Raw genomic sequence first — 20728 nt, 5'->3', positions numbered from 1 at the left:
GCGCCATGGAGCACGACGACATCCTCCTCGACGTCCAGTCGCTGTCCGTGGAGTACGCCTCCCCGGGGCAGGAACCGGTGCCGGCGGTGCGCGACGTGTCGTTCGCGCTGCGGCGCGGCGAGTTCGTCGGGCTCGTCGGCGAGTCCGGGTCGGGCAAGTCCACGCTGGGCTTCGCGCTGACGCGGCTGCAGAAGCCGCCGGCGCGCATCAGCGGCGGACGCATCCTCTTCGACGGCCGCGACATCCGCGAGCTCGATGCCGAGGAGCTGCGGCGTCAGCGCCAGGGCGGCTTCGCGATGGTGCTGCAGTCCGGCATGAACGCGCTGAACCCTGTGCGGACCGTGGGCAACCACTTCCGCGACATCTTCGCCGCGCACGGTCATGTGCCCGCCGAGCAGCGCCAGGCCAGGGCGCGGGAGCTCGTCGGCAAGGTGGGGCTGAAGCCGGAGGTGCTCGACCGGTACCCCGGGGAGCTCTCCGGCGGCATGCGGCAGCGCGCCTCGATCGCCCTCGCCCTCTCGCTCGAGCCCCAGCTGATGGTGTTCGACGAGCCGACCACCGCGCTCGACGTGCTCGTCCAGCACGCGGTCATGGACACGATCCAGGAGCTGCAGCGGTCCGAGCGCTTCACGGCGATCCTCATCAGCCACGACCTCGGGATCGTCCTCGAGGCGACCGACCGGGTGATGGTCATGCACGAGGGCCGCATCGTGGAGGACGCCCGCAGCCAGGACATCCTGCACCGCCCGCAGGACGAGTACACCCGGATGCTGCTGAGCCACTACGCCGACCCGCGCGCCGAGAAGATCGAGATCCCCGGGTTCGTCGATCTCGGCACCCGTCGCCGGGAGGGACGCAGCCGTACGGACGTCACCGAGACCCTGCCGACCGTGTCGCCGCGGGACGCCCGGCGGGCCGACGCCGCGATCGTGGTGGAGGGCGTGACCAAGCGCTATCCGGCACCGCGCCGCGGTCAGGACTCGGTCGTCGCGGTCGACGACGTGTCCTTCCGCCTGGAGCCGGGGGAGGCGCTGGCGCTGGTCGGTGCCTCCGGCTCGGGCAAGTCGACGATCGCGAAGATGCTCACCGGCGTCGAGAAGCCGACCTCCGGCCGCATCCGCTTCGGCGACACCGATGTGGCGTCCTTGAAGCGCCGAGGACTCCGCGACCTCCGCAAGGACGTGCAGATGGTGTTCCAGGATCCGTACGCGGCCCTGAACCCGCTGCACACCGTCGAGTACGCGCTGACCCGTCCGGTCGTGAACTACACGAGGCTGCGCGGAGCGGAGGCCAGGGCCCGGGTGCTCGAACTGCTGGAGACGGTGGGCCTGACGCCCGTCGAGCAGTTCGCCGCCAAGCTGCCGCACCAGCTCTCCGGCGGGCAGCGGCAGCGCGTGGTGATCGCCAGGGCGCTCGCGAGCGACCCGCAGGTGCTCATCGCGGACGAGCCGGTGTCGATGCTCGACGTGTCGCTCCGCGCCGGCGTGCTTGCGCTGCTGGAGGACCTCCGCGAACGGTGGGGCATCAGCATGCTCTACATCACCCACGATCTGCTGAGCGCGCGGCTCGTCACCGAGAACATCCTCGTGCTCAACAGCGGCCGCGTCGTCGAGCGGGGCGAGACCTCCCAGGTGCTGCAGCATCCGGAGGACCCGTACACGGTCGAACTGCTCGACGCCGTGCCGAACCCCGCCCGCGCCCGCTGACGCGCCGAACGACTGCAAGAAAGAGAGAGGAGCGCATCCGTGCTCGCATTCCCCGACGGCTTCCTCTGGGGCGCCGCGACCGCCGCCCATCAGGTGGAGGGCAACAACACCACGAGCAACTGGTGGGCGATGGAACACGCCCCCGACTCGCCCATGGTCGAGCCCTCCGGTGACGCCGCCGACCATTTCCACCGCTACCCGGAGGACATGCGGCTGCTCGCCGAGGCCGGGCTGAACTCCTACCGGTTCTCGGTCGAGTGGGCGCGGATCGAGCCGGAGCGCGGGTTCGTATCGCGGGCGATGCTCGACCACTACCGCCGGATGATCGACACCGCCAGGGAGAACGGGCTGGACCCGACGGTCACCCTCATGCACTTCACGGTGCCGCAGTGGTTCCAGAAGGACGGCTTCTGGCGTGCCGACGACGCGGTGGACCTGTTCTCCCGCTACGTGGAGACCGTGCTGCCGATCCTCGACGGCGTGCGCTACGTGTGCACGATCAACGAGCCGAACATCGCGGCGATGCTCGCCGGGGGAGAGGACGCGGCGAACCTCGTCGCCTACGGCCTGCCGAATCCGGACCTCGGTGTCGCGGACACCCTGCTGACGGCCCACCGGCGGGCGTCCGAGATCCTGCACACGGTGCCCGGAGTGCAGGCGGGCTGGACGATCGCCACCCAGGCCTTCCACTCCACCGGCGAGCCCGGCGCCGACGAGATGCTCGCGACGTACGGCGACCCGCGCGACCACTGGTACCTGGAGCAGTCCGCCGGAGATGACTTCGTGGGCGTGCAGGCCTACACCCGCACGTTCATCGGTCCGGAGGGGCCACTGCCGGTGTCGCCGGACGTGGAGACGACGCTCACGGGCTGGGAGTTCTTCCCCGAGGCACTCGAGCTGGGCGTCCGGAGCGCGTGGGAGCGCAGCGGCGGCGTCCCCGTGCTCGTCACGGAGAACGGCATCGCCACGGCCGACGACACCCGCCGCATCGCCTACACGCAGGGCGCACTGGAGGGGCTGCACCGCGCCATCAGCGACGGCATCGAGGTCCGCGCCTACCAGCACTGGAGTGCGCTGGACAACTACGAATGGGCGAGTGGATTCCGGCCGACGTTCGGTCTCATCGGCTTCGACCACGAGACCTTCGAGCGGTTCCCGAAGCCCTCGCTGGCCTGGCTCGGCGAGGTCGCCCGCCGCAATGGGCTCTGACGAGCCGCACGGCGTAACCACGGGCATGGGGGCACCTAGAATTGTCCCCATGCCCGCTGGCGACTCCTTCTACATCACCACGCCCATCTACTACCCCTCCGATGTGCCGCACATCGGTCACGGGTACACGACGGTGGCCGTCGACACGCTCGCACGGTGGCACCGCCAGGCGGGCGACGACACCTGGATGCTGACGGGCACCGACGAGCACGGTCAGAAGATGCTGCGGGCCGCGGCCGCCAACGGCGTCACCCCGCAGGAGTGGGTCGACAAGCTCGTCAGCGAGAGCTGGTTCCCGCTGCTGAAGACCCTCGACGTCGCGAACGACGACTTCATCCGCACCACGCAGGAGCGGCACGAGACCAACGTGCAGACGTTCTTCCAGCGGCTCTACGACCGCGGCTACATCTACGCGGGCGAGTACGAGGCGCTCTACTGTGTGGGCTGCGAGGAGTTCAAGCCGGAGTCCGAGATCGTCGACGGCACGGGTCCCTTTGAGGGGCTGAAGGTCTGCGCCATCCACTCCAAGCCGCTGGAGCTGCTGCAGGAGAAGAACTACTTCTTCAAGCTCAGCGAGTTCCAGGACCGCCTGCTCGAGCTCTACAAGACCGAGCCCGACTTCGTGCGGCCCGACTCGGCGCGCAACGAGGTCGTCTCGTTCGTGAGCCAGGGCCTCAAGGACCTCTCGATCTCCCGCTCGACCTTCGACTGGGGCATCCCGCTGCCGTGGGACGAGTCGCACGTCATCTACGTGTGGGTCGACGCGCTGCTCAACTACGCCACGGCCGTCGGCTACGGCTCCGACGAGGAGACCTTCGCGCGCCGCTGGCCCGCGTACCACGTCGTCGGCAAGGACATCCTGCGCTTCCACGCCGTGATCTGGCCGGCGCTGCTGATGGCGGCGGGGCTCGACGTCCCGAAGGGCGTCTTCGCGCACGGCTGGCTGCTCGTGGGCGGCGAGAAGATGTCGAAGTCGAAGCTCACCGGCATCGCGCCGACCGAGATCACCGACGTCTTCGGCTCCGACGCCTACCGCTTCTACTTCCTGTCCGCGATCGCGTTCGGTCAGGACGGCTCGTTCTCCTGGGAGGACCTCTCCGCGCGGTACCAGGCCGAGCTCGCGAACGGCTTCGGCAACCTCGCCTCGCGCACGACCGCCATGATCGAGAAGTACTTCGAGGGCATCGTGCCGCCGGCGGCCGAGTACACCGAGGCCGACCTCGCGATCCAGCGGATCGTCTCGGACGCCGCGACGAAGGCGGACGCGGCGATCGGCCAGTTCCGCATCGACGAGGCGATCTCCGCGATCTGGACCATCGTCGACGCGCTCAACGGGTACATCACCGAGAACGAGCCGTGGGCGCTCGCCCGCGACGAGGACCAGCGCGAGCGTCTGGGTACCGTGCTCTACACGTGCGCCGAGGGGCTGCGCGCGCTCGCCGTGCTGCTGTCGCCGGTGATGCCGCAGTCGACCGAGAAGCTGTGGATCGCGCTCGGTGCCGCGGAGACCCTGGGGCGGCTGCAGGACCAGCCGATCCGCGAGGCGGGTGCCTGGGGTGTGCTGAAGCCGGGCACGAGCGTCAACGGCCTCGCGCCGCTGTTCCCGCGCGTGGAGTCCACGGCCTGACATCCGGGCAGGACACCATGGCGGAGACCTACGTGCGCGAGCGCTCGGGCGACGGGCGCAAGGACCGGACCTATCCGGCGGCCCCGGAACCCCTCGCGGTGCCCGTCTACGACAACCACGCGCACCTCGAGATCGCCGATGGTGACCAGCCCTTGACGCTCAAGACCCAGCTCGACCGGGCGGAGGCCGTCGGCGTCATCGGCGTCGTCCAGGCGTCCGGAGACATCGAGTCGTCCCGCTGGGCGGTCGAGGCCGCCGCGTCCGACCCCCGGGTCCTCGCCGCGGTCGCCATCCACCCGAACGACGCCCCGACGTACGCCGAGGAGGGGCGCCTCGACGAGGCGCTCGCCGTGATCGACGAGCTCGCCGCGCATCCGCGCACGCGCGCGATCGGCGAGACCGGGCTCGACTTCTTCCGCACCGGACCGGAGCGCCGTGCGCCGCAGTTCGCCTCGTTCGAGGCGCACATCGCGCTCGCCAAGAAGCACGGCATCGCGATGCAGATCCACGACCGGGATGCGCACGAGGCCGTGCTGGAGACGCTGACGCGGGTCGGGGCCCCCGAGCGCACCGTGTTCCACTGCTTCTCCGGCGACGAGGCGATGGCCCGGGTGTGCGCCGACGCCGGGTACTACCTGTCGTTCGCCGGGAACGTGACGTTCAAGAACGCGCAGAACCTGCGCGACGCGCTGAAGGTCACCCCGCTGGACCGCCTCCTCGTCGAGACGGACGCGCCGTTCCTCACGCCGGTCCCGCTGCGGGGCCGCCCGAACGCGCCGTACCTCGTGCCGCTCACGGTGCGCTTCCTGGCCGCCGAGCTCGACCTGGACGTGGACGAGCTCGCCGCGCAGCTCGCCGAGAACACCGTCCGGGTCTACGGCTCGTTCGCCGACTAACCCTCCGGGTCGACGTCCCCCGGTCCCGTCTCGGCGACCGGCTTGGCACTGACGATGTGCGAGATGGGCTTCCACACCAGCACGAGGGTGATCGCCGCCCCGCCGAACGCGAACCACCAGGGCGCGGTCAGGCCCCAGGTCTGCGCGATGACGCCGCCGAGGGCCTGGCCGACGATCATGCCGCCGAAGACGCCGACCATGTTGACCGAGGCGACGCGCCCCTGCAGGGAAGCGGGGACGAGCCGCTGCCGGACGGTCGTGGAGATCGTGCCCCACACGAAGGCGTACGCCCCGAAGAAGAACATGATGACGAGGGCCACCGTGCCCGTGGTGGTCAGCGCGAACGCGAGGTGCATGAGCACCTCGAGGGAGAGGACGACACGCATCAGGGTCGCGAACGACACGTGCCGTTCCAGCCAGCCGAAGCTCAGCGTCGCGAGGATGCCGCCCGCCGCGGACGCCGTGGTGAGCGCGCCGTAGCCCACGGGCCCCATCTGCAGGTGCTCGGTGGCGTAGAGCACGAGCACGCCCCACGGCGCGGCCCAGGTCACGTTGAAGACGAGGATGATGAGCACGAGCATGCGCACCGGCGGATTGCGCCACAGCCAGCGCAGACCCTCCGCGATGTCGGTGTGCACCGGCGGGTGGGTCTCGGTCTCCCGCGGCGGGACGGGCGTGCGGGCCATGCGGGAGATGAGGACGATCGCGAGCGTCACGCACAGCACCTCGACGAGGAACGGCCATGCGCTCCCGGCCGCGAAGAGGAACGCGCCCAGCGGCGGCCCGGCGAACTGGTTGGCGACGAGGTAGCCGGCCTGCAGGCGCGCGTTCCCGATGCCGAGGTCGGCCGGCTTCACGAGCATCGGCAGCAATGTGCTCCCCGCGGTGTCGACGAAGACCTCGGCGGTGCCGTAGAGGAACGCGACGGCGAGGACGATCCCGATGTTCGCGGTTCCCGTCACGAGGAACACGCAGAGCGCGGCGAGCACGACGGCGCGCACGGCGTTGGCGGTCATCACTAGGCGGCGTCGATCGAAGCGGTCGGCGATGGCCCCCGCGTGCAGGCCGAAGAGCAGCCATGGCAGGAACTGCAGGATGGCGCCGGAGGCCACGAGGATCGGCGACGACGTCATCGACGCGATGAGCAGGGGAGCGGCGGCCAGCGCCACACCGTCTCCGATGTTGCTCGTCCACGACGACGCGAGCAGCCAGCGGAAATCCCTGCCCAGGCGCCGCGGAGCGATCAGTTCACCGAGGGAGGGCACCCCCGAAGGATACGGGAGAATGGGTGCATGACCGTCACCTTGCTCGGGGCCACCGAGATCCGCCGTCTGGCCGCCGAGCTCGATGTCACCCCCACCAAGAAGCTCGGACAGAACTTCGTCGTCGACGCGAACACCGTCCGCAAGATCGTCCAGGCCGCCCGCGTGCAGGCGGGGGAGCGGGTGGTCGAGGTCGGACCGGGACTCGGGTCGCTGACCCTCGCGATCCTCGAGGCGGGAGCCGCGGTCACCGCCGTGGAGATCGACCACCGCCTGGCCGCCCGCCTGCCGCAGACCGCGGCCGAGCACGGCGTGCCGGAGGGGATGCTGACGGTGGTCGACGCCGATGCGCTCCGCGTCACGGAGCTGCCGGGGGAGCCGACCGTCCTCGTCGCGAACCTGCCGTACAACGTGTCCGTGCCCGTCCTGCTGCACTTCCTGGAGACCTTCCCCTACCTGCAGCGGGGCGTCGTGATGGTGCAGGCGGAGGTGGCCGAGCGCCTCGCCGCGAAGCCGGGCTCGAAGATCTACGGCTCGCCCAGCGTCAAGGCCGCCTGGTACGGCGACTGGAAGCTCACCGGCAACGTCTCCCGCCAGGTCTTCTGGCCGGTGCCGAACGTGGACAGCCTCCTCGTCGGCTTCGACCGCTCCGAGGGCGAGCGCGGCCCGATCGAGGAGCGCCGGCGCACATTCGCCATCGTCGACGCGGCCTTCAACCAGCGACGCAAGATGCTGCGACAGGCCCTCTCCGGCCTCTTCGGCAGCTCCGCCGCGGCGACCGAGGTGCTGACCGCCGCCGGCGTCGCTCCGACCGCCCGCGGGGAGGACCTCACGGTCGACGACTACCAGCGGATCGCCCAGCACGCAACGGCGATCGAGGGTTCGGGCGTCAGCGGCTAATCTGGCACGGTGACCGACTCCCCCCGCTTCCGCCCCGACGTCCCCGAACTGCACCGCCCGTACGCTGCCGACGAGGGCCGCTACGGACGGTTCGCCTACCGTCAGGTCGGCGCCTCCGGCCTGTACCTGCCCCCGATCTCGCTCGGGCTCTGGTGGAACTTCGGCGACAACATCCCGCTCGACAACCAGCGGGCGCTCCTGCGTCACGCGTTCGACAACGGGATCACGCACTTCGACCTGGCGAACAACTACGGCCCGCCGTACGGCTCGGCCGAGAAGAACTTCGGCCGCATCTTCGCCGAGGACCTGCGTCCCTACCGCGACGAGCTGATCATCTCGTCGAAGGCCGGCTGGGACATGTGGCCCGGACCGTACGGCGACTACGCGAGCCGGAAGTACATCCTCGCGAGCGCCGAGCAGTCGCTCACCCGCATGGGGCTGGACTACGTCGACATCTTCTACTCGCACCGCGTCGACCCGGTCACCCCGATCGCCGAGACCGTCGGGGCGCTGGACACCCTGGTCCGCCAGGGCAAGGCGCTGTACGTCGGCATCTCCTCCTACAGCGCGGAGCGCACGGCCGAGGCCGTGGCCGTGGCGAAGGAGCTGGGGACGCCGCTCGTCATCCACCAGCCGGCCTACTCGATCCTGAACCGCTGGATCGAGGACGGCCTCACGCAGACCCTGGAGGAGTCGGGCCTCGGCGCCATCGCCTTCACCCCGCTCGCCCAGGGCCTCCTCACCGACAAGTACCTCGGCGACGGCACGGCCGAGCGCGCGCAGCAGCGGGGTTCGCTGCCGAAGGGCAAGCTGACCGACGAGGCCGTCGAGACGCTCCGTGCGCTGAACGAGGTCGCGCAGGGTCGCGGGCAGTCGCTCGCGCAGCTCGCGCTGCAGTGGACGCTGCGCACCCCGGTCGTCGCCTCGGCGCTCATCGGCGCGTCGCGTACGGAGCAGCTCGACGAGAACCTCGCCGCGCTCGACGGTCCCGCGTTCACCGACGAGGAGCTCCGCCGCATCGACGAGCTCGCGGGCGCCATCGACGTCAACCTGTGGGCGACCTCGTCGGACCTGTGATCCGCTCATGAGCCTCGCCGCGTCCTCCGGGTCCGTGCACGTGCGCGCGCCGGGGAAGATCAACGTCTACCTCGGTGTCGGCGGGCGCCATGACGACGGCTACCACGCCCTCGCGACGGTCTTCCAGGCGGTGTCGCTGTACGAGGACGTCATCGCCAGGGACGCCGACGACTTCTCGATCGCGGTGACCGGGGTGGAGGACGACGGCTCGGTGCCGCTCGACGACCGGAATCTCGCGATGCGGGCCGCCAAGCTGCTGGCGACGGCGACGGATCACCCCGGCGGGGTGGCGCTGCAGATCCGCAAGAGCGTTCCCGTCGCCGGTGGGATGGGCGGCGGTTCCGCGGATGCCGCGGCCGCCCTGGTCGCCTGCGACGCCCTCTGGGGCACGGGACTCTCCGCGGCGCGCTTGCACGATCTCGCCGCTCGGCTCGGTGCCGATGTCCCCTTCGCGCTGCATGGCGGCACTGCCGTCGGCACCGGTCGCGGCGATCAGCTGAACCCGGCTCTCGCCCGCGGGCGCTTCGACTGGCTGCTCGTGACCAGTGACGACGGACTGTCCACCCCCGCCGTGTACACCCGGCTCGACGAGCTGCGCGAGGAGGAGGGGGCTCTCGCCGACGATCCGCCGCTCTCTCTGGACGTGCCGATCCCGCTGCTGCAGGCGCTGCGGACCGGAGACGCCTGGCAGCTCGCCCATGCGCTCCACAACGACCTTCAGGCGGCCGCGCTCGATCTGCGACCGGATCTCGCGCAGACCATCGAACGCGGGATCGCGGCCGGCGCGCTGCACGGCCTCGTGTCCGGTTCCGGGCCGACCGTGGCCCTCCTCTGCGCGGATCCCGAGTCCGCGCAGGCGGTGCAGACGGCCCTCCGCGAGGGTGGCCTCGATCCGCTGCACGTGCACGGTGCCGTCCCCGGAGCCCGCATCATCGGCTGAACCTGCCCGCTCCCCTCGCATCCGAGCGGCGAGGAGCGTGCGCGCGGTCGAGGTGCATCCAGCGGGTCATCGCAGACATAATGAAGTAGTCATGTGACCGTGCACACGCGAGGAGGCTGGATGTCCACCTCCTCCGAGCGTGCCCGCATGCCGAGCATCCGCGACGTCGCCCGCCTCGCCGGTGTCTCGCATCAGACCGTCTCCCGGGTGCTCAACGATCACCCCAGCATCCGCCCGGAGACCAAGGCGAGGGTGCTCGACGCGATCGCCGTACTCGACTACCGCCCCAATCTGGCGGCGCGTGCGCTCGTGACGAGCAAGTCGAACATGCTCGGCATCCTCTCCGCGACGATCGGCGAGTTCGGGCCGACGTCGTCGATCGCCGGCATCGAGGACGCGGCGCGCGAGGAGGGGTACTCCGTCTCCACGCTCAACCTCCCCGCGACCACGCCGGAGGCGATCGGCAACGCCGTGCGCCAGCTTGAGCGCGAGCAGGTGGACGGCATCGTCGTGCTCGCCCCGCAGGTGCGGGTCTTCCATGTCCTGCGCGGCATGAACGTCACGATGCCCTTCGTGACCCTGCAGACCGCCTCCGGCTCAGACGGCGTCAGCCTCTCCGCCGACCAGGTGGCAGGGGCGAAGGCGGCGACCGAGCACCTGATCGCGCTGGGCCACAGCGACATCCTCCACCTCGCCGGGCCGCAGGACTGGATCGAGGCGGAGTCCCGGATGCGCGGGTATCTGGATGCGCTCCGCGACGCCGACCTGCCGACGTTCCCGCCGATCCGCGGGGACTGGACGGCCGACTTCGGCTACTTCGCCGGCAAGGAGCTCTCGCTGCGGCGCGACTTCACGGCGGTGTTCGCGGCGAACGATCTCATGGCGATCGGGCTGCTGCACGGCTTCCGCGATGCCGGAGTGCGCGTGCCGCACGACGTGAGCGTGATCGGGTTCGACGACATCCCGGTCGCGGCGCACGTGGCGCCGACGCTGAGCACGGTGCACCAGGACTTCCCCGAGCTCGGACGACGCGCCGTGCGCATCCTCCTCGCCGAGATCCGCGGCGAGGAGACCCCCGCATTCGGCCCGCTGCAGACCCTCCTTCGGGCGCGCGAATCCGCTGCATCACGGTAGCGACACGAAAACACGCCGCGGACTTGACACCGCTCCCGTGGAAGACGACGATATACCGATGTGAACGGTCACATCGAAGGTGACCGCACGTCGCGAGGAAGATCCGTGAGCACCACAGCAACGTTGCCGACCGTGTCAGGCCCGATCCTGGAGATGCGCCGCATCACCAAGGAGTTCCCGGGAGTCAAGGCGCTCGCCGACGTCTCGATCACCGTCCGCGCCGGCGAGATCCACGCGATCTGCGGCGAGAACGGCGCCGGGAAGTCGACGCTGATGAAGGTCCTCTCGGGGGTGTACCCGTACGGCACGTACGACGGCGAGATCCTCCTGTACGGCCAGGAGCAGCGCTTCAAGGACATCGCGGCCAGCGAGCAGGCGGGCATCGTCATCATCCACCAGGAGCTCGCGCTCATCCCGGAGCTGTCCGTCACCGAGAACATCTTCCTCGGCAACGAGATCCGCCGCTTCGGCCGCATCGACTGGCAGGCGCAGAAGGCGCGCACGATCGAGCTCCTCGCCCGCGTCGGCCTCGACGAGGATCCGGACGTGCCGATCAAGACCCTCGGCGTCGGCAAGCAGCAGCTCATCGAGATCGCCAAGGCGCTGAACAAGGACGTCAAGCTGCTCATCCTCGACGAGCCCACCGCCGCGCTCAACGAGAACGACTCGCAGCACCTCCTCGACCTCATCCTCGGGCTCAAGGCCAAGGGCATCGCGTCGATCATGATCAGCCACAAGCTCAACGAGATCGAGCAGATCGCCGACGAGATCACGATCATCCGCGACGGCCGCACGGTGGAGACGCTGGACATCTCCCGCGGCGAGATCAACGAGGACCGCATCATCCGCGGCATGGTCGGCCGGTCGCTGGAGAGCCGCTACCCGGACCGCACGCCGGAGATCGGCGAGGTGTTCTTCGAGGTCAAGGACTGGTGGGTGCAGCACCCGACCGTCCCGGAGCGCATGGTCGTGAAGGGGTCGAGCATCAACGTCCGCCGCGGCGAGGTGGTGGGTATCGCCGGGCTCATGGGGGCCGGCCGCACTGAGCTCGCGATGAGCATCTTCGGCCGCTCCTACGGCACGTTCCTCTCCGGCACGCTCGTGAAGGACGGCCAGGAGATCGAGCTCCCCGACGTCGCCGCCGCGATCAAGCACGGCCTCGCCTACGTGAGCGAGGACCGCAAGGTGCTCGGGCTCAACCTGCTCGACACCATCAAGCGGTCCATCGTCGCGGCGAAGCTCTCCAAGATCGCGCACAACGGCGTCGTCGACGCCCGCGAGGAGTTCTCGGTGGCGGAGCGCTATCGCAAGGCGCTGCGCATCAAGACTCCATCGGTCGAGGAGGGCGTGGGCAAGCTCTCCGGCGGCAATCAGCAGAAGGTCGTGCTGGCGAAGTGGATGTTCACGGACCCCGACCTGCTGATCCTCGACGAGCCCACGCGCGGTATCGACGTCGGCGCCAAGTACGAGATCTACGCGATCATCAACGAGCTCGCCGCCCAGGGCAAGGGCGTGATCGTGATCTCCAGCGAGCTGCCTGAGCTGCTCGGCATCTCCGACCGCATCTACACCGTGTTCGAAGGCCGGGTCACCGACTGCATCCCGGCCGACCAGGCGACCCCCGAAGACCTCATGCGCAGCATGACCTCCGCGACCCAGAAAGCATCCGCATGACCACCGACTCGACCACCGCGAAGCGCGGCTTCCACTTCAAGGACATCACGAAGATGTTCGGGGGAGGGCAGTCGACCCTCCGTCAGTTCGGCATCCTCGGCAGCCTCGTCGTCATCCTCGTCGTCTTCCAGGTGCTGACGTGGATCTTCAAGGGCACCGGCCTCACGCTGTCCTCCGGCAACCTGATCAACGTCGTCAACCAGTACTCGTACATCCTGATCCTGGCCATCGGCATGGTGATGGTCATCATCATGGGGCACATCGACCTCTCGGTCGGATCCGTCGCCGCGTTCACGGGCATCGTCGTGGCGAAGGCCATGCAGGACTGGAACCTCCCCTGGCCGCTGGGCATCCTCCTCGGTCTCGGTGTCGGCGTGCTCGTCGGCGCCTGGCAGGGCTTCTGGGTCGCCTACGTCGGGGTGCCGGCGTTCATCGTGACGTTGGCCGGCATGCTGTTCTTCCGCGGTGCGAACCAGGCGGTGGGCGACTCGCAGTCGGTGCCCGTGCCGGAGGGCTTCAAGATCATCGGCGCCGGCTACCTGCCGGAGATCGCCCTGCCGCTGCCGTTCAACATCCCGACCATGCTGCTGGCGCTCGCCGGCGTCGCGTGGATCGTGTTCTGGGAGATCCGCACCCGGCGCATCCAGCGCAAGATGGGCTCCGACATGGCGCCGCTGTGGGTGAGCGTGACGAAGGTGGTCCTCATCTCGGCCGTCATCCTCGTCGCCGGCTGGCTGTTCGCCACGGGGCGCGAGGGCACGAGCTTCCCGATCTCGGGCGTCATCCTCCTCGCTCTCGTCATCCTCTACTCGTTCATCACGAACAACACCGTCTTCGGCCGTCACATCTACGCGGTCGGCGGCAACCGCCAGGCCGCGCGCCTCTCGGGCGTGAAGGACCGCTGGGTCGACTTCTTCGTGATGATGAACATGTCGGTCCTGGCCTCGCTCGCCGGCATGATCTACGTCGCCAGGGCGACCGCCTCGGGTCCGCAGGACGGCAACGGGTGGGAGCTCGACGCGATCGCCTCCGTCTTCATCGGCGGCGCGGCCGTCTCCGGCGGCATCGGCACCGTGATCGGGTCGATCATCGGTGGTCTCGTGATGGCGTTCCTGAACAACGGACTCGCGCTGCTCGGCGCCGGTGCCGACGTCGTCTCGATGATCAAGGGCCTCGTGCTCCTCTTCGCCGTCGGCGTCGACGTCTGGAACAAGCAGCAGGGTCGTCCCTCGATCATCGGCTTCCTCACGCGCCGTCTCGGCCGCACGCAGGATCCGGCCACCGACACGTTCGATCCCACGAAGACGAACTACCCCACCAGTCAGAAGTACGAAGCCCCCGCCGTCGAGGAGACGCGCGGAAAGTAAGGGCCGCGTCGCGCAACGCAGGCGCGACGGGACCTGCACACACCAGAGAAAGAGATCACATGAAGAAGATCCTTCTGTCGGCGACAGCGCTTGTCGTCGCGGGCGCATTCGCCCTCACCGGCTGCTCCTCGGAGCGCGGCGGTGACTCGGGTTCGGGGTCGGGCGAGGAGACCGCCTCGGGCTTCGACGCCGGCTCCACGATCGGTGTCGCTCTGCCGGACAAGACCTCGGAGAACTGGGTCCTGGCCGGTCAGCTGTTCACCGACGGCCTCGAGAAGGCCGGCTTCAAGGCGGACGTGCAGTACGCGCCCGCCAGCAACACGGTCGCCGAGCAGCAGAACCAGATCCAGGCGATGGTCACCGGCGGCGCCAAGGTCATCATCATCGGCGCCAAGGACGGCAAGCAGCTCACCACGCAGGTGGAGGCCGCGCGCGACGCCGGTGTCGCGGTCATCGCCTACGACCGTCTCATCGAGAACACCGACGCCGTGGACTACTACGTCGCCTTCGACAACTTCGAGGTCGGCAAGCTCCAGGGCCAGGCGCTGCTCGACGGCCTCGCGGAGCGCGCGGGTCACGAGGCGCCGTACAACATCGAGCTGTTCTCGGGATCGCCGGACGACGCCAACTCGGCGGTGTTCTTCAACGGGGCGATGGAGGTGCTGCAGCCGAAGATCGACGACGGCACGCTGAACGTCGTCTCCGGGCAGACCGAGATCTCCCAGACGGCGACCGAGGGCTGGAAGCCGGAGAACGCCCAGCGCCGCATGGATTCGATCCTCACGTCGAGCTACGGCTCGGAGACCCTCGACGGCGTCCTGTCCCCGAACGACACTCTCGCCCGCGCCATCATCACTTCGGCGCAGCAGGCCGGCAAGCCCGTCCCGGTGGTCACCGGTCAGGACTCCGAGGTCGAGTCGGTGAAGTCGATCATGGAGGGCGTGCAGTACTCCACGATCAACAAGGACACCACGCTGCTCGTGGAGCAGGCCATCAAGATGGTCGGTCAGCTTCAGAAGGGCGACGAGGTCGACGTCAACGACACCGACCAGTACGACAACGGCAAGAAGGTCGTCCCGGCCTACCTGCTCCCGCCGGTCATCGTGACCAAGGAGAACGCGGCCGAGGCCTACGCCAACGTCCCGAGCCTCCTCGAGATCGTGAAGTCCTACGAGTAAGGACGAGCGAGACCGTCCCCGTTCCCCGCGAACGACGGACAACGACACGACGAGCCGTCCGGACCTTCGGGTCCCGGCGGCTCGTCGCCGTTGCCGCGCGTCCCCGTCTTGCCGTCAGCCGACGGGCCGCCATCGCCGCATCGCCAGGGCGAGGAGGAGCGCCGCCGCCGTCAGCGTGGCCGCGAGGGCGACGGGGGAGAGCGGGCCCGCCCCGCTCGCGAGGATCCACGCTCCCGCCGCCGGCCCGATCACGGCGCCGATGTTCAGGGCCGCGGTCGCGTAGGACCCTCCCATGGTCGGGGCGCCGGACGCGGCGTTCAGCACGCGGGCGATCAGTGTGCTGCCGACCGCGAAGGACAGCACGCCCTGCACGAAGACAAGGGCGAGAAGGGCGACGGGACGGGGCAAGACCGCCGCCCACAGGATCCAGCCGCCCAGGAGAAGTGGCCCGGCGACCGCGAGCAGCATCCCGGCGTGGTGGTCGGCGAACCGACCCGCGATGGTCACGCCGAGGAACGACCCGCAGCCGAACAGGACCAGCGCGAGGGGGACCGCAGCGTCGGGGAGGCCCGCGACTTCGGTGATGACCGGCGCGAGGAACGTGAAGACCGCGAAGGTCCCCGCGTTCACCAGGGCCGCCAGGCTCATCGCGACGGCGAGACGCGGTGTCCTCAGGAGCGCGAGCTCCGCACGCAGAGACGGCGCGGGCCCGGGGAGCGGTGTCGGAGCCGGCGCCGTGCCTGGTGCCGACCCTGGCACCGACCGGGGTCGGACGTGCGCCGCGCCCCGGATCGTCGTCGGCACGCCTCGGAGGATTCCGAGCAGTGCGGGGAGACAGAGGAGTGCGACGGCGGCGAAGGTGGCGCGCCAGCTGAGCGCGGCGCCGAGCACCGCCCCGGCCAGGACGCCGACCACGGTGGCGATCGTCGTGCCGGAGAGCAGCACCGCGAGACCGCGGCCGGTGCGTTCGCCGGGGACGAGGAGAGCGACCGTGCGGAGTGCGACGGCGAGGAAGCCGGCGTTCGCGAGGGCGCTGAGCACGCGCGTGACGAGCAGGAGCTCGAATGCGGAGGTGGCCGCGCCGACGACGTGGCATCCGGCGAAGAGCACGAGGCAGGCGATGAGCGTGCGACGTGGCGGCCAGCCGCGCGCGAAGGCGGCCAGGGCGGGGGCGCCCACGACCATGCCGACGGCGAAGCCCGAGGTGAGAAGCCCGGCCGTGCCGACCGCGACGTCGAGGTCGTCCGCGATCGCGGGGAGGAGTCCCGCGAGCATGAACTCGGAGGTGCCCATGACGAAGACCGCCAGGGCAAGGGCATAGAGGGGGAGAGGCATCGAGTGCTCCGAAGTGAGAGGGAAGAGGAGTGCTTCTCGTCACCACGGTCAGCGCCCGGGTCACCGGCGCGCGCCCGCCGACAGGACGGACGAAGGGATCAGCGGTTCACGGGGCTGACGGTGTGACCGGCAGCCCCCGACCTGTCTGATTCGGGACTCGACATGCCCTCCACCCTACGGCTGACCGGTGTGCCTGCGTGATCGGTGTACCTGCGTGATCGGTGTGCAGGCGTGATCGGTGTGCAGGCGTGATCGGTGTGCAGGCGTGATCGGTGTGCAGGCGTGATCGGTGCGCTCGCGTGTTCAGCCGGTGGTGGTCCTGGCGTCGGGCGAAGACCACGGAGGTTCCTCGGCGAAGGTCACGGTGTGCGGAGGCGGCGGTCGGTCGATGTAGGTCCGGCCGGTGGGGCTCGTCCACTCCAGAACGCCGCCCGGCCCCTGCTCGACGTGCCATGGGGAGTGGTGTTTGAGCATGTGATGCCGTCGGCAGAAGGTCGCGAGGTTGTCGTGCACGGTCTCGCCGCCGAGCGCCGCATCGTGATTGTGATCGAGGTCGCACTTCCGCGGCGCGAGGCCGCAGCCGGGGAAGCGGCAGCGTTGATCGCGGGCCCGCAGGTGTCGGCGGAGGTCTTCGCTCGGGCGATACCGGTCGACGGCCAGCAGTGCCCCGCTGATCGGGTGGGTGAGCACCCGGTCCCAGCCGCTCGCCGCGCCGGCGAGGCGCCGGGCCGTGGCCGGATCGATCGGGATCATCCCGTCGAGCTCGGCGGCGAGGATCGGAGCGCCGTCCATCGTCCCGTCCTGCTCGCCGTGCATCAGCTCGCCGTGCATCAGCGTCAGCACCGGCACGGTGACCTCGACGCGCGCCCGAAGCTCGGAGAGCAGGCCTTCCTCCGAGTCATGCCCCGCCGGAGCGCCGGTCAGGACGAGATCGGCGAGCAGATCCGTGCGCAGCTGATCCACCGTCCTGTCGTCGCGGACGCTCTCCTCCGCCTCCGGGCGCCGTGCCCGCGCGTTCTCCTCCCGCACGGCCTGCGCCATCTGGGAGAGCCGGTCGTACATCCCGTGCACGAGCGCCGCCGGGCCGCGGGCGCCGAGTTCGGCCATGCCGTCATCGAGGTCGGTCACCCACACCCGCCGCAGCTCCCTGGCGTCACGGTGTCGCTCGACGAGCGTCCGCTCCTGGAACCGGTCGGCCAGTCGGCGCACCTGGCGACGCACCCTGTTGGGCGACTCCACCGCTGCGACCTCGACAGCCTCCTCGGCGAACCGGGCACGATCATCGGCGTCGTCGAGGTGGGCCCCCGCCTCCACGATCACGCGCGCATGCGCGGCGCTGATGCGCCCGGCGCCCTGGGCCTCCCAGACGGCGGGGAACCGTTCGACCAGCCAGGACGCATCGGACATCCGCCGCTCGATGGTGCGGTCGCTGACGCGCTGTGCGGCCCCGATCTCCGCGGCGACCGTGCGGATCGCCATGTCGCCGCCGTCGGGATGACACGCCTGCCGAGCGATGTCGACCGCAAGTCGCCCCGCCATCGCGAGCAGTCCGTCGCGGGCCGCCTGCATGCTGCTCAGCGTCTTCTCCGCCGCCTCCAGCCCCTCCACCAGATCGGCGAGAATCGCCATCTGGGAGTCGGTCGCGTCGAGCAGTGCGGGCATGACGTCAGTCCATCACCGACCACTGACATTCGAACGAAGATTCGAAGGAATCTGGCCGAAAGTCGTATCACGAAAGGATAACGACCGTGGTTGACTGGCTCCGTGCTCCTGAACGTCATCGAAGCCGGGGAGGGCGACCGCATCGCCGTGCTGCTGCACGGCATGATGGGGTCCGCCGAGAGCTGGCACCGCGTGGTCCCGCTGCTCGTGGAACGGGGTTTCCGCGTGCTCGCGCTCGATCTGCCCGGCCACGGCCTCTCGCCGCGTGATCCGGAGCTCACGATCGAGACGGCGGCCGACGCCGTCGTCGCCACGCTCGCGCAGACGGCGCTCCTTCCGGGGGCACGTTCCGCAGCGGGGCACGGGGCCGCCTCCCCGCTCGCCGTCGCCGTCGGGCACTCCTTCGGTGCCACCGTGCTCGCCGCCGCCGCGCCCCGCCTCGACCCAGGCCTCGCCGTCTACGTCGACGCGCCGCTCGCCCTCCAGGGCGGCCAGAACCGCGCCTCCCTCATCTCGCAGTACGAGCACGACCGCCGCGCGCGCATGTCGCCCACCGAACTCCGCAAGCTCCGGCCGTTCTACTCCGTCGACGACGCCACGGTCGAGGCGCGGGCGGCCGAGCGCTTCGATCCGCCAACCGCGGCCTCCGTCTCCTGCGGGGAGGATGGTCATTGGACCGCCGCCCCCGGCTCCATCGTCGTCCGCGCGGAACCCAGCGCCTGGGTCACCGACGAGGACGCGCGGCGGTTCGAGCACGGCGGGGTGACGGTGCGGAGCATCCCCGGAGCCGCCCACACCGTCTGGTACAGCCACTTCGAGGTCTTCACCGCCGCGCTGCCGGAGCTCTTCGCCCCGTCGCTGGTCTGACCGGGAGACCGTCCGACGCGGCGCGACTACCCTGGAGAGGACATGGCACATCTTCTCGGGGCCGAAGCCCTGCACCTCGAATACCCGACCCGCGTCGTCTTCGACGCCGTGACCCTCGGCATCGAGGAGGGTGACCGCATCGGCATCGTCGGCCGGAACGGCGACGGCAAGTCGAGCCTTCTCGGCATGCTCGCCGGCACGAAGGAGCCGGACTCCGGCCGGGTCACCGTCCGCGGCGGCACTCGCATCGGCGTGCTGGACCAGGCCGACACCCTCCCCGACGACATCACGATCGGCGCCGCCGTGGTCGGAGACATGGCCGAGCACGAATGGGCCGGGGACGCCCGCGTCCGCGACGTGATCGAGGGACTGCTGACCGATCTTCCCTGGGACGCGCAGATCGGCTCCCTCTCCGGCGGACAGCGCCGCCGCGTGTCCCTCGCGAAGCTGCTCACCGCTGACTGGGACGTCATCGCTCTCGACGAGCCGACGAACCACCTCGACGTCGAGGCGATCACCTGGCTCGCCGGACACCTCAAGAAGCGCTGGCCCGCGAACGCCGGAGCCCTCCTCGTCGTGACCCACGACCGGTGGTTCCTCGACGAGATCTGCACCGAGACGTGGGAGGTGCACGACCGCATCGTGGAGCCCTTCGAAGGCGGCTATGCGGCGTACATCCTGCAGCGGGTCGAGCGCGACCGCATGGCGGCGGCGACCGAGGCGAAGCGGCAGAACCTCGCCCGCAAGGAGCTCGCCTGGCTGCGCCGCGGTGCCCCGGCCCGCACCAGCAAACCCAAGTTCCGCATCGATGCGGCCAACGAGCTCATCGCCGACGTGCCCGAGATCCGCGACAAGGTCTCGCTGCAGTCGCTCGCCGTCTCGCGGCTGGGCAAGGACGTCGTCGACCTGCTCGATGTGGGGGTGACGTACCCTTCGGCAAGCTCAGGGACCCAGACTTCGACGGGATCAGGAGCCGGCGGGAAGACCGTGCTCAAGGACGTGGAGTGGCGGATCGCCCCGGGCGAGCGCACGGGGATCCTCGGCGTGAACGGTGCCGGGAAGTCCACGCTCCTGGGGCTCATCTCCGGCACGGTCGAGCCCACGGAGGGGCGGATCAAGCGCGGGAAGACCGTGCAGGTCCGTACGCTCACGCAGCGCCTCGACGAACTCCTGCCGCATTGGAACGACCCCGTGCGCGTGGTGATCTCCGGTCTGCGCACGTCCTACACGCTCGGTGCCGGGTCGAAGGCGCAGGACCTCACACCAGGACAGCTCCTGGAGCGGCTCGGGTTCTCGTCCGCCCAGCTCTCCACTCCGGTGAAGGATCTCTCCGGCGGTCAGCAGCGCCGGTTGCAGCTGCTGCTCGTGCTGCTCGACCAGCCGAACGTGCTCATCCTCGACGAGCCCACGAACGACATGGACACCGACATGCTCGCCGCGATCGAGGACCTCCTCGACTCCTGGTCGGGCACCCTCCTCGTCGTGAGCCACGACCGGTACTTCCTGGAGCGGGTGACGGATCAGCAGTACGCGATCCTTCCCGGTCCCGACGGCGCGGGGCGCCTGCGCCACCTCCCGGGCGGCGTCGACGAGTACCTTCGGCTGCGGCAGCGCGTCGAGAGCGCCCCGACGACCGCGACGGCGGCATCGGCCCCCGCAGCGAGCGGTCTCGACGGCGCGGCTCTCCGGGCGGCGCAGAAGGAAGCCGCCGCCCTCGAGCGTCGCATCCAGAAGCTCACGCAGCAGGTCGACGCGGCCAAGCACGCCCTCGCCGACCACGACCAGTCCGACTATGCGGGCCTCGGCGAGCGCATGAAGGCGATCACGGCGCAGGAGGGCGAGATCGAGGAGCTGGAGCTGCGCTGGTTCGAACTCACGGAGCAGATCGGCTGAC

General features: G+C 69.9%; 16 protein-coding genes. 13 read left to right on the top strand and 3 right to left on the bottom strand.

Annotated elements, in window-relative coordinates:
* Nucleotides 1-5 precede the first annotated feature (5 nt).
* Genes B2W79_RS12920 through B2W79_RS12905 form a run of 4 tightly spaced genes read left to right on the top strand, consistent with a single transcriptional unit; the run spans nucleotide 6 to nucleotide 5438 of the window.
* Complete coding sequence (locus tag B2W79_RS12920; RefSeq protein WP_071329621.1) at nucleotides 6-1706, top strand: ABC transporter ATP-binding protein; 1701 nt, start codon at nucleotides 6-8, stop codon at nucleotides 1704-1706.
* A gap of 39 nt (nucleotides 1707-1745) precedes the next feature.
* On the top strand, nucleotides 1746-2915 hold the full coding sequence (locus tag B2W79_RS12915; protein ID WP_102209046.1) for a glycoside hydrolase family 1 protein: 1170 nt from the start codon (nucleotides 1746-1748) through the stop codon (nucleotides 2913-2915).
* A gap of 49 nt (nucleotides 2916-2964) precedes the next feature.
* Entirely contained in the window at nucleotides 2965-4542 is a 1578-nt protein-coding gene (gene metG / locus B2W79_RS12910) for a methionine--tRNA ligase (protein WP_292790056.1), read from the top strand.
* Nucleotides 4543-4559: 17 nt separating this feature from the next.
* Nucleotides 4560-5438, top strand: a complete 879-nt coding sequence (locus tag B2W79_RS12905; protein ID WP_071329624.1) for a TatD family hydrolase — start codon at nucleotides 4560-4562, stop codon at nucleotides 5436-5438.
* On the opposite strand, the gene B2W79_RS12900 is transcribed toward B2W79_RS12905, so the two are convergent.
* Nucleotides 5435-6703, bottom strand: a complete 1269-nt coding sequence (locus B2W79_RS12900) for an MFS transporter (RefSeq protein ID WP_292790054.1) — start codon at nucleotides 6701-6703, stop codon at nucleotides 5435-5437. The genes B2W79_RS12905 and B2W79_RS12900 overlap by 4 nt on opposite strands.
* Nucleotides 6704-6730: 27 nt before the next feature.
* Here B2W79_RS12900 and rsmA point away from each other — a divergent pair, with 27 nt between their 5' ends.
* From rsmA to B2W79_RS12865, 7 genes are all read left to right on the top strand, one after another.
* Nucleotides 6731-7600, top strand: a complete 870-nt coding sequence (gene rsmA, locus B2W79_RS12895; RefSeq protein WP_071329626.1) for a 16S rRNA (adenine(1518)-N(6)/adenine(1519)-N(6))-dimethyltransferase RsmA — start codon at nucleotides 6731-6733, stop codon at nucleotides 7598-7600.
* Between the two features lie 9 nt (nucleotides 7601-7609).
* A complete protein-coding gene (gene mgrA / locus B2W79_RS12890; RefSeq protein WP_060922917.1) occupies nucleotides 7610-8677 on the top strand; it encodes an L-glyceraldehyde 3-phosphate reductase in 1068 nt (355 codons plus the stop codon).
* Between the two features lie 7 nt (nucleotides 8678-8684).
* Complete coding sequence (locus tag B2W79_RS12885; RefSeq protein ID WP_292790050.1) at nucleotides 8685-9617, top strand: 4-(cytidine 5'-diphospho)-2-C-methyl-D-erythritol kinase; 933 nt, start codon at nucleotides 8685-8687, stop codon at nucleotides 9615-9617.
* Between the two features lie 120 nt (nucleotides 9618-9737).
* Complete coding sequence (locus B2W79_RS12880; RefSeq protein WP_292790048.1) at nucleotides 9738-10751, top strand: LacI family DNA-binding transcriptional regulator; 1014 nt, start codon at nucleotides 9738-9740, stop codon at nucleotides 10749-10751.
* Nucleotides 10752-10811: 60 nt separating this feature from the next.
* Nucleotides 10812-12425, top strand: a complete 1614-nt coding sequence (gene mmsA / locus B2W79_RS12875; protein ID WP_414683549.1) for a multiple monosaccharide ABC transporter ATP-binding protein — start codon at nucleotides 10812-10814, stop codon at nucleotides 12423-12425.
* Complete coding sequence (gene mmsB, locus B2W79_RS12870) at nucleotides 12422-13792, top strand: multiple monosaccharide ABC transporter permease (RefSeq protein ID WP_071329629.1); 1371 nt, start codon at nucleotides 12422-12424, stop codon at nucleotides 13790-13792. The genes mmsA and mmsB overlap by 4 nt, the downstream gene beginning before the upstream one ends.
* A gap of 59 nt (nucleotides 13793-13851) precedes the next feature.
* Nucleotides 13852-14970 (top strand): sugar-binding protein, encoded by a 1119-nt coding sequence (locus B2W79_RS12865; RefSeq protein ID WP_292790046.1) that lies wholly within the window; start codon nucleotides 13852-13854, stop codon nucleotides 14968-14970.
* Nucleotides 14971-15084: 114 nt separating this feature from the next.
* Here B2W79_RS12865 and B2W79_RS12860 read toward each other — a convergent pair whose 3' ends face one another.
* Nucleotides 15085-16305, bottom strand: coding sequence for a Cmx/CmrA family chloramphenicol efflux MFS transporter (locus B2W79_RS12860; protein ID WP_292790044.1), 1221 nt, complete (start codon nucleotides 16303-16305; stop codon nucleotides 15085-15087).
* A gap of 303 nt (nucleotides 16306-16608) precedes the next feature.
* Nucleotides 16609-17967 carry an HNH endonuclease signature motif containing protein gene (locus tag B2W79_RS12855; RefSeq protein ID WP_071329632.1) on the bottom strand — a complete coding sequence of 453 codons (1359 nt, stop codon included), beginning with the start codon at nucleotides 17965-17967 and terminating at the stop codon, nucleotides 16609-16611.
* Between the two features lie 102 nt (nucleotides 17968-18069).
* On the opposite strand from B2W79_RS12855, the gene B2W79_RS12850 reads away from it, so the two are divergent.
* Both B2W79_RS12850 and B2W79_RS12845 read left to right on the top strand, forming a co-directional pair.
* A complete protein-coding gene (locus B2W79_RS12850; protein WP_071329633.1) occupies nucleotides 18070-18834 on the top strand; it encodes an alpha/beta fold hydrolase in 765 nt (254 codons plus the stop codon).
* Nucleotides 18835-18876: 42 nt separating this feature from the next.
* Nucleotides 18877-20727 (top strand): ABC-F family ATP-binding cassette domain-containing protein, encoded by a 1851-nt coding sequence (locus B2W79_RS12845; protein WP_292790041.1) that lies wholly within the window; start codon nucleotides 18877-18879, stop codon nucleotides 20725-20727.
* Nucleotide 20728: the final 1 nt, after the last annotated feature.

This window comes from Microbacterium sp. UBA7513 (assembly GCF_002478345.1).
GTDB lineage: Bacteria > Actinomycetota > Actinomycetes > Actinomycetales > Microbacteriaceae > Microbacterium.
This window is presented reverse-complemented; position numbering and strand designations above follow the sequence as displayed.

Coding starts and splice junctions, on each gene's coding strand:
- mmsB (WP_071329629.1), top strand. CDS start 12,422: ATGACCACCGACTCGACCACCGCGAAGCGCGGCTTCCACTTCAAGGAC.
- B2W79_RS12845 (WP_292790041.1), top strand. CDS start 18,877: ATGGCACATCTTCTCGGGGCCGAAGCCCTGCACCTCGAATACCCGACC.
- B2W79_RS12880 (WP_292790048.1), top strand. CDS start 9,738: ATGTCCACCTCCTCCGAGCGTGCCCGCATGCCGAGCATCCGCGACGTC.
- B2W79_RS12860 (WP_292790044.1), bottom strand. CDS start 16,305: ATGCCTCTCCCCCTCTATGCCCTTGCCCTGGCGGTCTTCGTCATGGGC.
- metG (WP_292790056.1), top strand. CDS start 2,965: ATGCCCGCTGGCGACTCCTTCTACATCACCACGCCCATCTACTACCCC.
- B2W79_RS12885 (WP_292790050.1), top strand. CDS start 8,685: ATGAGCCTCGCCGCGTCCTCCGGGTCCGTGCACGTGCGCGCGCCGGGG.
- B2W79_RS12855 (WP_071329632.1), bottom strand. CDS start 17,967: ATGCCCGCACTGCTCGACGCGACCGACTCCCAGATGGCGATTCTCGCC.
- B2W79_RS12905 (WP_071329624.1), top strand. CDS start 4,560: ATGGCGGAGACCTACGTGCGCGAGCGCTCGGGCGACGGGCGCAAGGAC.
- rsmA (WP_071329626.1), top strand. CDS start 6,731: ATGACCGTCACCTTGCTCGGGGCCACCGAGATCCGCCGTCTGGCCGCC.
- B2W79_RS12920 (WP_071329621.1), top strand. CDS start 6: ATGGAGCACGACGACATCCTCCTCGACGTCCAGTCGCTGTCCGTGGAG.
- B2W79_RS12865 (WP_292790046.1), top strand. CDS start 13,852: ATGAAGAAGATCCTTCTGTCGGCGACAGCGCTTGTCGTCGCGGGCGCA.